The organism is Kitasatospora griseola, assembly GCF_014648555.1.
Classification (GTDB): domain Bacteria; phylum Actinomycetota; class Actinomycetes; order Streptomycetales; family Streptomycetaceae; genus Kitasatospora; species Kitasatospora griseola.
The window spans coordinates 1-14,172 of the sequence record NZ_BMRI01000032.1 but is presented as its reverse complement, the minus strand read 5'-3'; the positions used below and the strand labels follow the sequence as shown (position 1 = coordinate 14,172).

Below are 14,172 nucleotides of genomic sequence, written 5' to 3'. Positions count from 1 at the left end.
CGGCGAACGGGGCGGTCGTCCACCAGTGGGAGTGGAACAACGGCGACAACCAGAAGTGGCGGATCGAGCCGGCGGGCGACGGCCGCCACCGGCTGATCGCCCGTCACAGCGGCAAGGCGCTCGACATCGCGGGGCCCAGCGCGGCCAACGGGGCGGCTGTCAACCAGTGGGAGTGGAACAACGGCGACAACCAGAAGTTCCGCCTCGAAGCGGTCACCGGCTGACGGGTTCCGGACGCCCGCGAGTCTGGGCAGAGTGGTCGGCTTTCCACATGACCGACCGCTGGTCAGTGCGGTGCGGCGCGGCCGCCGTCGGGTCGGTCGCGGGAGCGGCGTCGGCGGAGCAGTTCCACCGCGCTCGCGACCAGAACCGTCCCGGAGAGCGCGGCCCACATGCCGTGGACGGCGGCGGCGAGGTGAAGACGGAGCTGGAGCAGGCCGAGCCCGGTCCCGCCGAAGAACAGCGTGACCCCGGCCAGTTGGGCGGCTGTCCCGGACGGCGGACTCCGTCTGCGGGGCGTCGTGCCATGGCATACTCCTGACCCGGGCCGGGCACGCGCGCCCGGCCCGGCAGGGTGCCCCGGGTCAGCGCGGGGCGCGGATGGCGTCGATGATGCGGGTCCAGTTGTCGCCGCCGTGTCCGTTGTCGACGGCGTGGCGGTAGTGGGCCTGGACGGCGAGGGGGAGGGCGAGGTCGAGGCCGAGGGTGGTGCTGGTCTCGACGATGTGGTCGGCCGTCGCGCCCATCATGGTGACGGTGCTGAGGTGGCCGGGGTGTTCGCCCGCGTCGAGAGCGGTGCCGGGGACCTGCTCGACGGCGCGCAGGATGGCGCCGATCCGGTCGGCGGAGGCGAGCAGTTCGGGCAGGGCCTCGGCGGCCTTCATGCCGGCGGTCTCCAGCATCGCGGTGGCGTGCATCAGGGAGGACAAGGTGGTGAGGAACACGGCGAGTTGGGCCTGGTACATCATCTGGGCGAGGCCCGGGTCCGTGCCGAGGTACTTCGGTGTGCCGAGCAGTTCCAGCACCGCAGTGTGACGCTCCATCAGTCGAGGGTCGCCGCTGTAGTAGACGTGGGCCGCCGGGGTGCCCACCATCGGCGCGGGAACCATGACGCCGCCGGTGAGGAAGTCCGCGCCGTGGCCGGCCGCCCAGGCCGCCGCCTCGCGCGAGCGGTCGGGGGTGTCGGAGCTGAGGTTGGCCAAGGTTCGGCCGGCCAGCGAGGCGGTGGAGCGGTCGAGGATGTCGTGCATCGCCCGGTAGTCGGTGAGGCTGAGGAGCACCAGGTCGCTAGCCTCCACCGCCTCGGCGGGCGTCGCGGCGAGCGTCGCCCCGGCGGCGACGAGGTCGGTGGCGCGGGCAGGGGTGCGGTTCCAGACGGTGACGGGATGTCCGGCGCCGAGCAGGGCCCGGGTCATGGCCTGGCCCATCGGGCCGAGGCCGATCACGGTGACGGCGCTGAGCTTCTGTGGTTCGTTCACCCCTCCATGCTCGGAGGCTGCCTCCTGTTCCGGAAGTACCTACTATTTTCTGCGGTACTTACCTTTTAGTAAGGGGGATCGGGGATGGTCAAGGCACCGCGGCAGGGCCCGTACATCTGCGGCATCGACGCCGCGCTCGACGTGGTGAGCGGCAAGTGGAAGGGCCTGATCCTCTGGGAGCTGGACACCCACGGCGTGCGCCGCTTCGCCCAACTCCGGCGCGCGCTACCGGGGGTGAGCGAGAAGATGCTGACGCAGCACCTGCGCGAACTGGAGGAGGACGGGCTGGTCCACCGCGAGGTGTACGCGGAGGTGCCGCCCCGCGTCGAGTACTCGCTGACCGAGCAGGGGCGCACGCTCAACGAGGCGCTGCGGCCGCTCGGACTGTGGGGGACGGAGCGGGTGCGCCGGGAAGGGCTGGGGACGGTCGCCGCCGATCAGTGATCCTCGCCCCGCAGGCCCAGCGCCTCGCGGAAGTCGCCGAGGGCGGCGTCGAAGCGGCAGGCGGCGGTGCGGAAGGTCGACCGGTCGATCAGCACCTCGGCCAGGGTTCGGCTTCCGGCGGCCGGGTCGTGCGCGTCCAACCGGCGGGCCAGTTCCACGCCCTCGTCGAACAGGGGTTGCAGCTCCGGCAGTTGCGCGGCGAAGGCGTAGGTGCGGTGCTCGCACTGGACGGCGGAACGGACGGTGAGCATGCGGTGCAGCCGGAGCAACTCGGGCAGGTGCCGGTCCGGGTCCTCGGCCAGGGTGTTCACCTGTTCCCGCAGGGTGGCCAGGCGGTCGAAGTAGCGCTGCCTGGCCTCGGCGGACCACTGCCTGGGGCCCGCGCCCGACGGCGGACACGGGCCGTCGGAGGCCAGCCGTTCGCCGTCGGCGGCGGACCAGGACAGCAGGATCGCCCAGAACGGCGCCTGGTCGCCGCTCTGCACCTTGCGCTCACCGGTGGTGGCCAACTCCGTCAGCGCGGCCAGCGCCGACTGCCGTGCGGCGGCCGCCCGTTCGGCGTGACCGCAGCCGTCGAGCAGTTCCGCGTACCGGACCAGTGCGTAGAAGTGGCAGGCCAGCGGGCCCCGGTCGGCCGTGGCTTCCCCCGCGTCCAGGTCGACGAGCACCTCGAACGCAGAGAGCGCTTCGTCGGTGCGGCCGGCGTCGGCGAGCGTGGCGGCCCACTCCGCGAGGGACCGGGCGAGCGTGTCGAAGTCGGGCCGCAGCGGCCGGATCGCCGCCACCCACTCGGCGAGGGCGTCGGCGGCCTCGGCATGGCGCCCCTCCTCGGCGAGGGCGGTGGCCCACAGGTGCAGCGCACTGACGGCGGGGACTCCGGAGAGTTCGCCCCAGCTGCGTTCGATGGCGACCATGTCGGCGAGCACAGCGAGCCCTTCGGCGCGGCGGCCGAGGGCGTAGAGCTCCCGGTGGCACATGAGCAAGGCCCTGAACAGGAGCTTCTCGCGGTCGGGTGTACCCGGATCGATGGCCCGCGCAGCGGCCACCGCCTCCTCGCACAGCGCGAGTCGGAGCGGGTGGCTGTCCCGTAGGCCGTGGTCGTAGCTGAGCGACAGCAGGGCGTTGACCAAGCGGGGCAGGTGGGTGGCCGGATTGACCTGGGCGAGCACCCGGTAGGCCTCGACCTCTTCGCGCCGGGTGGGACCCGTAGTCGCGAGCAGCTTGGCCCGGGCCCGCAGAACGTCGTCGTGATCGATTTTCGGCGAGGGACTCATGACGGGGATTCTGGGCGTCCCGGACGGACCCGAACAAGGCCGGTGACCTGTGCGGTTCGTCCTACGAAAAGGCCTGTCGACCTGTCATGATGGGTGTGTCGTCGGCCCTCGGGCCTCGGCCGGGCGCAGCGGACCCACCGCCCCGGCGGGGTAGCCGCCCGACTCTCCTTCCACTCCCGTTCGGCGGGTGTTCTCGCCTGCCCGGCGGTGCCCGGTCAGCGCTCGTCCGGGGGCAGCAGCAACACGGTCAGCGCCTGGGCGCAGGTCTGTGCCTGGGCGAGGGTGTGGGGGAGGGACTCGGGGGTGAGGTGGGCGGGGGTGGAGCGGAGGGCGAGGGCGAACCGGGCGGTGCGGGTGGCGTCGAGGACGGGGACGGCGAGGGTGCGGATGCCGGGGGCGGACTCGCCGTCGTTGAGGGCGTAGCCGCGTTCGCGGGTGAGGGCGAGTTCGGCGTCGAGGTCGGCCGGGTCGGTGAGGGTGCGGTCGGTGTACGCGGGGAGCGGTCCGGGCGGCGGGCTCTCGGTGGAGGCGGGCCAGGCGAGCAGCACTTTGCCGAGGGCGGTGGAGTGCAGCGGGCGGCGCAGGCCGAGGCCGGTGGACGGCAGGACGGAGCCGCCGACCAGGATGACGGCGTGCGGGCCGGAACGGATGGCGAGGTCGGCGGTGGCGCCGGTGCGGCGGGCGAGCTGGTCGAGTTCGGGGCCGGCCAGGTGCAGTCCGCGCTGATGGAAGGTGAGTTGGCCGAGTTCGGCGACGGCCGGGCCGAGCCGGTAGCGGGCGGTGCGCTCGTCCTGGTCGAGGAATCCCGTGACGACCAGGGTGCGGGCGAGGCGGTGCGCGGTGGAGACCGACAGGCCCATCCGGCGGGCGAGTTCGGAGGCGCTGAGGTCGGGACCGTTGTCGTGGAAGCAGTGCAGCAGGCCGAGCGCCCGGTGGACTGCCTGGGCGCCGGCCGGCGGTGACTGCAGGGTTCCGGGGCTGGCGGGCATCGCACCTCTTAGGGAGTGGCTCAATCGGGTCAACTGGGCTGGGATTTCCAGGATATGGGGGTGATCGCCAACGGAGCATGTCGGCGGTGTTGCGGCGGCTCACCCGCACATGAACAACCGATCCCATCATCTGGCAAAGCTTGATCGAGGCCCTGGCCTCGTGGAACGCTCGACCCATCGGCCGACATCGGCAGCCACCGGCCCATCGGGCCGGTCCGACAGGAGGGAGCGCGCCGTGAACACCGTCCGGCAGTGCCCCTGCTGTTGTTGTTGAGAGCTCTTCCCCGAACTCCCTCTTCCCGTCGTGCAGTTCCCACTGTGTGGGATGTCTGTGCGTTTTCCCAGATTTCCGGAGCCCCGCCATGAGCCCCGCACCCGCCGTGCCCGGCACGCCCTCGTACCCCGACACCCTGTGGTTCACCCGCTGCCCGGTGCCCACCGCCACCGGCATCGCCGCCGATCAGGGCTGGCTGGCCGCGGAGTTCGCGGCCGACGGCATCGAAGTGCGTTCCCTGCAGGACGCCCCGCCGGAGCTCGCCGCCGACCACCACTACACGCACGCACTGGCCGGGCTGTTCCGCGAGGGCGGCAACGTGCCTGCGCTGTGGGCCCGTTCGCGTGGCGAGCGGACCCGGCTGATCGGCCTGACCTGGATCGAGGAGCGCCAGACGATCCTGGTCCGGGAGGGCAGCGGCATCCGCTCCGCCGAGCAGTTGCGGGGGGCCCGGCTCGCGGTGCCCCGGCACCCGATCGGCATCGACTTCTGGCGGGCGATGGCCCTGGCCGGCCACCGCGGCGCGTTGGAATCGGCACAACTCGGCCTGACGGACGTCGAGTTGACGGACATTCCGGCGGAGCGGGACGGCGACCAGTGGGCGGCCGAGCTGGCGGCGCTGCGGGACGGCCGGGTGGACGCGGTGTACGTGAAGGGCGCGCTGGCGGTCGAGGCCGCCCGCCGGTACGGCGCGGTGCCCGCCGTGGAGCTGGACGCGCTCGCCGACCGCCGCCACCGGGTCAACAACGGCACCCCGCGACCGATCACCGTCCACCAGCAACTGCTCGACGAACACCCCGAGTTGGTGGCCCGGTTCGTCGCCGTGCTGCTGCGGGCCGCCGACTGGGCGGCCGACCGGCCGGCCGAGGTGGCGCGGATCCTCGGCGCGGAGACCGGCGCCGGGCCGGAAGGCGTCGCCGGGGCGTACGCCGGGGGCGGGCACCGCACCCTGCACCTGGACCTGTCCGCCGAGCGCCTCGACCTGCTCGCCCAGCAGGAGCGGTTCCTGCACGCCCACGGCTTCCTTGCCGACCGGGTGGACGTCCAGGCTTGGGCAGACCCCGCGCCGCTGGCCGCCGCCCGCGCCCTGCTCGCCGCCCGTCCCTGACGCCCGCCCCTGACGTTCGTCCCTGAGACCCGCCTCCGACGTCCGCGCCCGACGCCCGCGTCCGACCTTCCGTGATTCCAGAGGAGAGACCCATGCGCAGCACCACTTCGCGCACCCCTGTCACCGCCACGCTCACCGCCGTCGCCGCCGCCCTGGTCCTCACCGCCTGCGGCTCGTCCGGGCCGGACGCCGCCGGCAGCGCCGACGGCAAGGGCGGCGAGGTGGTGCTCCGGGTGCCCGACCCCGGGAACTCGGGGTTCCTGGCGAAGGGGAAGAAGGACGGGTCGCTGGACCGGGCGCTGGCGGCCGTCCACGCCAAGGTGGCGTGGACGGGCAGCGCCGGGCCGTTCGCCCCGGCCGCGCAGGCGCTGAACGCCGACCAACTGGACGTCGCCCAGGGCTCGATCACCTCGGCGGTGACCGCGCTCGCCCAGAAGCCCGGCTTCAAGCTGTTCGCGCAGATCGCCCCCGACGAGGCCGGCGAAGGCATCCTGGTGAAGAACGGCTCGCCGATCAAGGAGGTCAAGGACCTGGTCGGCAAGAAGGTCGCGGTCTCCCAGGGCGGCACCTCCGAGTACCTGCTGCTGAAGGCGCTGGAGAAGAACCGGATCCCGGTCGACCAGGTGCAGCGGGTCTACCTGCGGGCCGATCAGACCTCCGGCGTGTTCAACTCCGGCCAGGTGGACGCCTGGGCGACCTGGGGGACGTTCTCCATCCCGGCGATCGCCAACACCGGCGCGCACTTCCTGGTCGACGGCAAGGCCGTCGGCAGCGACAACTACGCGGTGTGGGCCGCGCGTTCGGCCTTCGCCGAGCAGCACCCCGAGGTGCTGAAGGCGTTCTACGGCTACCTGCACGAGAACGGCGCCAAGGAGAAGGCCGACCCCGCCGCCTACCTGAACGTGTTCACCGACGCCGGGCCGACCGCCGTCACCCCCGGCGAGCAGCAGGTCGCTGTCGACTTCGGCAGGAAGCGCGCCGTGGACTCGCCGATCACCGACGCGGATGTCGCCCGGTTCGCGGTGGTCGCCGGGTTCTACGCCGACCAGGGCGTCACCAAGTCGAAGGTCGACGTCAAGCCGTACCTGATCGACATCGACGCGCTCGGTGGGGCGGCGAAGTGACCGTCACCACCGCCGTCACCACCGAGCAGGCGCAGGCCGCAGGGCTGGTCGCCCCGCGCGCCCGGACCACCGCCGACCGCCCGCGCGGCGTCTCGCTCGCGCTGCGCACCCTCGGCCCGCTCGCGCTGGTCGCCGCCTGGCAGCTCTCCTCCGCCACCGGGGTGCTGACCCCCGACGTGCTCGCCTCGCCCGGCCAAGTCGTCCAGGCCGTGGGGGAGTTGTGGGGCAACGGGCAGCTGGCCGACGCACTGTCCACCTCGCTGACCCGGGCCGCGCTCGGCCTGGTGTTCGGGGCGGGCGTCGGGCTGGTGCTCGGTGTGATCACCGGATTCTTCCGGCTCGGCGAGGAACTGCTCGACTCCGCCGTCCAAGTGCTGCGCACCGTCCCGTTCCTGGCGCTGGTGCCGCTGTTCATGGTGTGGTTCGGCATCACCGAGACCGCGAAGGTCGCGCTGATCGGCGTCGCCACCTCCTTCCCGATGTACGTCTCCACCTCCGGCGGCGTGCGCAACACCGACCGCAAGCTCGTCGAGGCGATGCGCAGCTTCGGCCTGTCGCGCTGGGCGGTGGTCCGCGAGGTCGTCCTGCCCGGCGCGCTGCCCGCGCTGCTGTCCGGCCTGCGGCTGTCGATGACGCTCAGCGTGATCGCGCTGATCGCCGCCGAGGAGATCAACTCCACCGAGGGGATCGGCTACTTGATGGCCCAGGCGCAGAACTTCTCGCGCACCGACGTGCTCGCCGTGTGCATCCTGATCTACGGCCTGCTGGGCCTGGCCGCCGACGGCGCGGTGCGCGTCCTGGAGCGGCTGCTGATGCCCTGGCGCCCTGTCAACGGCCGGGCGGTGGTGGGACGATGAGCGCCCCCGCCGTTCATGTCCGCGGACTGCGGCGGGTGTTCGGCACCCGCGCCGTCCTGGACGGCATCGACCTGGACATCGCCCGCGGCGAGTTCCTCGCCCTGCTCGGCGCGTCCGGCACCGGCAAGACCACGCTGCTGCGGATCCTCGGCGCACTCGACCGCGCCGACCAGGGCACCGTCCTGGTGCCGCCCGCGCGGACGGTGGTCTTCCAGGAACCCCGGCTGATCCCGTCCAAGCGTGTCCTCGGCAACGTCACCGTCGGCCTGCCGCGCGGCGAGACCACCCGCGAGACCGGCCGGCAGGCACTCGCCGAGGTCGGCCTCGCCGACCACGCCGACGCCTGGCCCAGCACGCTCTCCGGCGGCGAGGCACAGCGCGCCGCACTCGCCCGGGCGCTCGTCCGCGAACCCCGACTGCTGCTGCTGGACGAGCCGTTCGCCGCCCTGGACGCGCTCACCCGGCTTCGCATGCAGGACCTGGTCGGCGACCTGTGCCGCCGGCACCGCCCCGCCGTGCTGCTGGTCACCCACGACGTGGACGAGGCGATCCGCCTCGCCGACCGGGTCGCCGTCCTGCGCGACGGCGCACTCGTCCGGGACGAGACCGTGGCCGTCGACCGCCCCCGCGACCCCGCCGACCCCGCCTTCGCGGCGCTGCGCCGCGACCTGCTCGCCGACCTCGGCGTGCACCAGGCAACCGAAACCCACTGACTGACGTCGCGTCAGATCGCAAGGAAGAAGAGAGAACCGCTGCCATGACCGTCACCGTCGGTGTGCACCGCTCCAACCCGTCCCTCTACCACCTGGCCCGACTCGACTACCTGCAGCAGGAGTTGGCCCCGCTCGGCGAGGGCGCCGAGTTCCACCACTACGCCGACGGCACGAAGACCGGCGCTTATCTGGCCGACGGCACCATCGACTTCGGCGGGACGGGCTCCACCCCGCCGATCACCGCGCAGGCCGCCGGGCACGACGTCGTGTACACCGCGGTGTCCGCGCCCCGGCCCGACCACGGGGCGCTGCTGGTCGCCGCCGACGGGCCGATCGCCTCGGTCGCCGACCTGAAGGGCGCCACCGTGGTGCTCGCCGTCGGCTCCTGGCAGACCCATCTGCTCGCCAAGTCCCTGGACCAGCACGGGCTCTCCTACCGGGACGACATCACGGCCGAACGCCCCGCCGGGGACGAGGCGGAGCGGCTGCGCAGCGGCGCGATCGCCGGCTGGATCGCGCAGGGCGCGGAACTCGCCGCCGCCCGCCGCACCGGCGAGTTCCGCGAACTGATCCGCACCACGGACGTGATCACCGACCGCTCGGTGTTCTTCGCCCGCCGTGAACTCGCCGTCCAGCGGCCCGAGGTGGTCGCCGCGATCGTCGCCGCCCTGCAGCGCGCCGACCACTGGGCCGCCGCCCATCCCGAGGAGGCCGCCGCGCTGGCCGCCGCCGACCAGGGCGGCGAGGCCGCCGACTGGCACACCGCGCTGACCGCGCTGCCCTGGCAACTGGAGCCCGCCACTGCCGAGTTCGTCGCCGAGCAGCAGGAAGCCGCGGACATCTTCCACCGGGTCGGCTTCATCGACCGGCCCGTCACTGTCGCCGACATCCACCTGCCGGCCCTGGAGCAGCCCGTCGCCGACGCCATCTCCCGCGCCGGAAAGGGGAACTGAGCACCATGGCCACCGAAGTCCTGTGGTACCTGATCCCCCGCGAGGGCCACTACCCGTGGGAGCCCGAGGGCCGCCGACCCGTCGACCTCGGCTACCTCCAGCACCTCGCCGCCACCGTCGAACGCCTCGGCTACACCGGCGCGTTGCTCGCCACCGACCAGTACGACGTGTGGGCGCTCGGCTCCGCGCTGGCCGCCGCCACCGGCCCCGGCTTCCAGCCGCTGCTCGCCGTCCACCCCGGGCTGGTCTCGCCCACCCTGCTCGCCAAGATGGCGCTGTCCTTCGAGCACCTGCACGGCGCCGGCCGGCTCCGCTTCAACGTGGTCAACGGCTCCACCAACCAGCTGCGCGAGTACGGGCTGCACGTCGACCACGACGACCGCTACCGGCTGTCCGCCGAGTACTGGAGCCTGGTCAAGCGCCTCACCAGCGGCGAAGTCTTCGACCACGAAGGCGAGTTCTACCGGTTGAAGAACGCCGGCGAGTCGCTGCGCGACCTGCCGCCGCTGCGCGAGGGCCACATCCCGCTCTGGTTCGGCGGATCCTCCCCGGCCGGCATCGAGGTCGCCGCCGAACACGTCGACGTGTACCTCACCTGGGGCGAACCCCCGCACCTGCTCCGGCAGAAGCTCGACCTGGTCCGCGAACGCGCCGCCGCCCACGGCCGCACGCTGCGGCTCGGCCTGCGGCTGCACCTGATCGTCCGCGACACCGAGGAACAGGCCTGGGCCGCCGCCGACCGCCTGCTCGACGTCACCAGCCAGGCCACGTACGCGCGGCAACTCGGCAGCCGGCAGGGCGAGGACGGCGTCGGCTGGCAGCGACAGTTCCGTCAGCACGGCGGCCGGGTGCCGGCCCGGGCCCGGGAACTGGAGACCCACCCCAACCTGTGGCCCGGCATGAGCCTGTTCCGGCCCGGACCCGGCACCGCTGTGGTCGGCTCCACCGAACAGGTCGTCGAACGGCTCCGGGAGTACCAGGAGTTGGGCGTCGACACGTTCATCCTGTCGGGCAACCCGCTGCTGGAGGAGGCGTACCGGGTCGCGGAGACCGTTCTGCCGCAGCTGCACTGACCGCGGCCGGGCGGGCGGCCGGGGCGAACCGGCCGCCCGCCCGTCGCGTCCCGGTGGACGTCAGGCGGTCAGGCGGTCGATCTCCGCCAGCTCCTGCGCGGTGAGCGGGCCGGCCGCCAGCGCGTCCAGGTTCTGGTCCAGCTGGCGCACGCTCGACGCGCCGACGATCACCGACACCACCCGCTCGTCCCGCAGCACCCAGGACAGCGCCAGCTGCGCCAGGCTCTGGCCGCGGCCCTCCGCGACCTTCGCCAGCGCCCGGAGCTGCGCCAACTTCGCCTCCGTCAGCGCCTCCTGCTTCAGGAAGTGCCCCACCGACATCCGCGAACCCGCCGGCACGTCACCGCTCAGGTAGCGGTCCGTCAGCAGCCCCTGCGCGAGCGGCGAGTACGCGATCAGCGCCGTCTGCGTCTCGCCCACCGCGTCCAGCAGGCCCTGTTCCGGCTCCCGGTTCAGGATCGAGTAGCTGGCCTGGTTCAGCAGGCACGGCGTGCCCAGGTCCCGCAGGATCGCCACCGCCTGCCGGTGCTGCTCCGCCGGGTAGTTCGAGATCGCCGCGTACAGCGCCCGCCCCGAACGCACCGCCGTGTCCAGCGCCCCCATCGTCTCCTCCAGCGGAGTCGACGGGTCCCATCGGTGCGAATAGAACACGTCCACGTAGTCCAGACCCATCCGGTCCAGCGACTGGTCCAGACTCGCCAGCAGGTACTTGCGGCTGCCGCCGTCCCCGTACGGGCCCGGCCACATGTCCCAGCCGGCCTTCGACGCGATGAACAGCTCGTCCCGGTACGGGCGGAAGTCCTGCGCGAACAGGTAGCCGAAGTTGCGCTCCGCGCTGCCGTACGGCGGGCCGTAGTTGTTCGCCAGGTCGAAGTGCGTCACCCCGCGGTCGAACGCCCGGCGCAGCACCGCGCGCTGCACCTCCAGCGGCTGGGTGTCACCGAAGTTGTGCCACAGGCCGAGCGAGACGGCGGGCAGCTGCACGCCGCTGCGCCCGGCGCGGCGGAAGGTCATCGAGGCATAGCGGTCGTCCGCGGCGAGGAAGGTCATACCGGCATCCTGCCAGGTGAGCGCCGTGAACGGGACCAACGGCCCTGCCGTTCCCGAACCCCGGGACGTACCCTGACCGGGCGCGAGACGTACGAGGAGGAAGCCGTGGCGCTGCCGGACATCACCACCAGGGCCGAGCTGGAATCCGCTCTGCGCCGCTTCTACGGCGCCGCGTTCGCGGATCCGCTGATCGGCCCGGTCTTCACCGAGATCGCCCGCCTCGACCTGGAAGCGCACCTGCCGAGGATCACCGACTTCTGGGAGAGCGCCCTGCTGCGCACCGCCGCCTACCGGGGCAACGCGCTCGCTCCGCACGCCGCGCTGCACGCGATCAGCCCGCTCACCGCCGAACACTTCGGCCGCTGGGTGCAACTCTGGCGCGCCACCCTGGACGGTCGGCACGCCGGCCCCGTCACCGAACGGGCCAAGGCGCAGGCCCAGCGGATCGCCGTCGCCATGCTCCGCCGCCTCGGCGAGGGCGACACCGGCGGCGGCAGCGGCAGCGGAGGGTTCGTCCCGCTGGCGGCGGTCCGTCTCGCCTCCGGGGCCTGAGCGGGAGACCCCAGGGTGGGACGCCTGGGCGGGAGACGCCTGAGCGGGCGAGGCCCGGGCGGGAGACGCCGGGGTGGGCGACGCCGGGGTGGGCGACGCCCGGGCGGGGGCGCTCAAGCGGGGAACGCCTGAGTGCTGGGTGGGGAACGTCCGAGCGGGGGATGCGCGTCGTTCGCGTCGTCCACCCGTTTTCTGCGGATTCGGCACGCAGGGGTGGGGATTCGTCGTGCGCCCGGATTCCGGTTCTCCCGCTCCTCGGCTTGTGGTCGGGCCGGAGAGGGTGGGGGAGTTTCGGTATGCGGGCAGTGGTCATTTCCTGACCGTCGGCGCGCCGGGCGCTGTCGGCAACACCCGCGGTGTGGTCCGCGGGATTCCGGAGCGGCGGCGGGGGGAGTTCGCCGTGGCGGTCAATTCGCGCTCTGCGGTCGGCAGTTGTTCAGCGCTGGCCCCAGGTGACGTCCGGGTCGGGGCCGGCCGGGGCCTGGCCCCAGGTCACGTCCTCGTCGCGGTCGTCCGGGGCCGACAGCGAGACGCTGTTCGCCCGGACCGTGTGGGCGGAGGCGGAAGGCGCGGCGGAGATTCCGACCAGGACGGCGATTCCGGCGGAGAGCAGGCCGACGAGGACGGTGCGGGACAGGCGGGTGACGTTCACGGAATTCTCTTCTCTGGGATGATCTCGATGCGAATTCGGAAATTTTCCCGGTGAATTGCTTTACCGGTATTTCCTTTTCGTCGGCGTCCGGTTCGTTGCTGCTCCCTGCCGACGCCTCATACTTTGACCGCTCGTTCGACCGCAGGGAAGAGTCTGGGGGTGGACGGATCATGCAGTGGCACAAGTCGTCCACGAGTGCCTCGTGGTAGGGCACTGCCCCGGCAGGCGGTGGCGAGGGTGAATCCGCAGGTGGGAGCGGTCGGAGGGGCGGCCCCCGGGTGCGGGCGGAGCGCTCGGTGCGCGGGTGGTGGACGGTTCCGGACAGCCATCGCATAGGCTCGGCGCACGATGGTGCGGATCACTGTGCTCGGGGCACTCACGGCGCAAGTGGCGGGGGACGCAGTTCGGCTGGGCGGCCCGCGTCAGCGTGCCGTGCTCGCCCGCCTGTTGGTCGCCCGCGGCGCGGCGGTGTCCGCCGAGCGGCTGATCGACGACCTGTGGGACGGCGACCCGCCCGCGAAGGCGGCCGTCTCGCTCCAGGCCTACGTCTCCAACCTGCGGCGGCTGTTGGAGCCCGCGCGCGGCCCCCGGCAGGAGTCACGACTGCTGGTCAGCGCCGGGCGCGGCTACGCACTGCGCGAAGTGGACGTCGACGCGGCCGAGTTCGAGACGCTGACGACGGCGGGCGAACCGGCGCGCGCGCTCGCGCTGTGGCAGGGCGCCGCGTACGGGGAGTTCACCGACCGGCCGTGGGCCGCCGCCGAGACCGCCCGGCTGGAAGAACTCCGCACCGGCGCCCGGGAGTCGGCGATCGCGCAGGCGCTGGCCGAAGGACGCTTCGGCGCGGCGGTGCAGGACGCCACGGCACTGGTCGAGGACCACCCGCTGCGGGAGGAGGGCTGGCGGCTGCTCGCCCTCGCCCTCTGGCACTCCGGCCGGCAGGCCGACGCCCTCGCCGCCGTCCGCCGCGCCCGCGCCCACCTGGCCGCCGAACTCGGCCTCGACCCCGGCCCGGCCCTCGCCGACCTCGAAACCGCGATCCTGCGGCAGCAGTTGGACCGGCTCGCACCGACAAGCCCTGCCGGGGGCGCGGGGGGCGTCGCCGAGTCGGGCAGCGGCAGGGCGTACGCCGGTGAAGTCGACGGCGGGTGGGTGCGGGCGCCGGGTGGCGGGCTCAGCCCGGAGAGAGCCGGAGGGTCGGACGCGGACGTCGCCGGTCGCAGCGGCGGCGGAGTGCACGACGGTGCGTGGGGTCAACCGGCAGTTCCGGCAGGAGGGTTCACCGGCCGAGGCCTGCTGGAGACGGCGGTCTCGTCCGGCGAACGCGGCGCGTCGGCGATGCCCACCCGGGTGGGTGCGCCCGGTGGTGAAGGGGACGGTATCCCGGAGGCCGGCCGGCAGGCAGTGTGGTCCGGGGTCGGTGGGTCGGCCGGGCCTGGTCGCGGCGGGGCAGGGGGTGATTTGCCGGGGCTGGGCCAGCGAGCGGAGTTGTTTGGCGTCGGCGGGGTGGCCGTGCCCGGTGATGGTGGGGGAGAGGGCGGCTTCCCCGGGTCGGGCCGGCAGGCAGTGTGGTCCGGGGTCGGTGGGTCGGCCGGGCCTGGTCGCGGCGGGGCAGGGGGTGATTTGCCGGG

15 protein-coding genes are annotated in these 14,172 nt (G+C 73.2%); 10 read left to right on the top strand and 5 right to left on the bottom strand.

Features of this window, described 5'->3' with window-relative positions:
• The coding region (locus tag IEZ12_RS29280; RefSeq protein ID WP_189276154.1) for an RICIN domain-containing protein at positions 1-224 on the top strand (224 nt) is incomplete at its 5' end.
• 360 nt (positions 225-584) lie between these two features.
• Here the strand turns inward: IEZ12_RS29280 and IEZ12_RS29275 are convergent.
• Positions 585-1,478: an NAD(P)-dependent oxidoreductase gene (locus IEZ12_RS29275; protein WP_268250278.1), complete on the bottom strand. Its 894-nt coding sequence runs from the start codon at positions 1,476-1,478 to the stop codon at positions 585-587.
• A gap of 84 nt (positions 1,479-1,562) precedes the next feature.
• Between IEZ12_RS29275 and IEZ12_RS29270 the strand changes: the two genes are divergently transcribed.
• Positions 1,563-1,922, top strand: a complete 360-nt coding sequence (locus tag IEZ12_RS29270; protein WP_189276153.1) for a winged helix-turn-helix transcriptional regulator — start codon at positions 1,563-1,565, stop codon at positions 1,920-1,922.
• Here IEZ12_RS29270 and IEZ12_RS29265 read toward each other — a convergent pair.
• On the bottom strand, positions 1,916-3,196 hold the full coding sequence (locus tag IEZ12_RS29265) for a tetratricopeptide repeat protein (RefSeq protein ID WP_189276151.1): 1,281 nt from the start codon (positions 3,194-3,196) through the stop codon (positions 1,916-1,918). The genes IEZ12_RS29270 and IEZ12_RS29265 overlap by 7 nt on opposite strands.
• Positions 3,197-3,411: 215 nt before the next feature.
• Positions 3,412-4,185: an IclR family transcriptional regulator gene (locus IEZ12_RS29260; protein WP_189276150.1), complete on the bottom strand. Its 774-nt coding sequence runs from the start codon at positions 4,183-4,185 to the stop codon at positions 3,412-3,414.
• A gap of 362 nt (positions 4,186-4,547) precedes the next feature.
• Here IEZ12_RS29260 and IEZ12_RS29255 point away from each other — a divergent pair, with 362 nt between their 5' ends.
• The 6 genes from IEZ12_RS29255 (at position 4,548) to IEZ12_RS29230 (ending at position 10,287) form a co-directional block, all read left to right on the top strand.
• On the top strand, positions 4,548-5,567 hold the full coding sequence (locus tag IEZ12_RS29255) for an ABC transporter substrate-binding protein (protein WP_189276148.1): 1,020 nt from the start codon (positions 4,548-4,550) through the stop codon (positions 5,565-5,567).
• Positions 5,568-5,659: 92 nt separating this feature from the next.
• Complete coding sequence (locus tag IEZ12_RS29250; protein WP_189276147.1) at positions 5,660-6,691, top strand: ABC transporter substrate-binding protein; 1,032 nt, start codon at positions 5,660-5,662, stop codon at positions 6,689-6,691.
• Complete coding sequence (locus IEZ12_RS29245) at positions 6,688-7,548, top strand: ABC transporter permease (RefSeq protein ID WP_189276145.1); 861 nt, start codon at positions 6,688-6,690, stop codon at positions 7,546-7,548. Before IEZ12_RS29250 ends, IEZ12_RS29245 begins: the two co-directional genes overlap by 4 nt.
• Positions 7,545-8,261 carry an ABC transporter ATP-binding protein gene (locus IEZ12_RS29240; RefSeq protein ID WP_189276143.1) on the top strand — a complete coding sequence of 239 codons (717 nt, stop codon included), beginning with the start codon at positions 7,545-7,547 and terminating at the stop codon, positions 8,259-8,261. The genes IEZ12_RS29245 and IEZ12_RS29240 overlap by 4 nt, the downstream gene beginning before the upstream one ends.
• Before the next feature lie 44 nt (positions 8,262-8,305).
• A complete protein-coding gene (locus IEZ12_RS29235) occupies positions 8,306-9,214 on the top strand; it encodes an ABC transporter substrate-binding protein (protein WP_189276141.1) in 909 nt (302 codons plus the stop codon).
• Positions 9,215-9,219: 5 nt separating this feature from the next.
• Complete coding sequence (locus IEZ12_RS29230) at positions 9,220-10,287, top strand: LLM class flavin-dependent oxidoreductase (protein ID WP_189276139.1); 1,068 nt, start codon at positions 9,220-9,222, stop codon at positions 10,285-10,287.
• Positions 10,288-10,347: 60 nt separating this feature from the next.
• On the opposite strand, the gene IEZ12_RS29225 is transcribed toward IEZ12_RS29230, so the two are convergent.
• A complete protein-coding gene (locus IEZ12_RS29225; protein WP_189276137.1) occupies positions 10,348-11,337 on the bottom strand; it encodes an aldo/keto reductase in 990 nt (329 codons plus the stop codon).
• Between the two features lie 105 nt (positions 11,338-11,442).
• On the opposite strand from IEZ12_RS29225, the gene IEZ12_RS29220 reads away from it, so the two are divergent.
• A complete protein-coding gene (locus IEZ12_RS29220; RefSeq protein ID WP_229848258.1) occupies positions 11,443-11,889 on the top strand; it encodes a group III truncated hemoglobin in 447 nt (148 codons plus the stop codon).
• 436 nt (positions 11,890-12,325) lie between these two features.
• Here the strand turns inward: IEZ12_RS29220 and IEZ12_RS29215 are convergent, their stop codons facing one another.
• The gene (locus IEZ12_RS29215) at positions 12,326-12,541 is read right to left on the bottom strand and encodes a hypothetical protein (RefSeq protein WP_189276135.1); all 216 of its coding nucleotides are present in this window, start codon (positions 12,539-12,541) and stop codon (positions 12,326-12,328) included.
• Positions 12,542-12,889: 348 nt separating this feature from the next.
• Here IEZ12_RS29215 and IEZ12_RS39320 point away from each other — a divergent pair.
• The coding region (locus IEZ12_RS39320; RefSeq protein WP_229848256.1) for an AfsR/SARP family transcriptional regulator at positions 12,890-14,172 on the top strand (1,283 nt) is incomplete at its 3' end.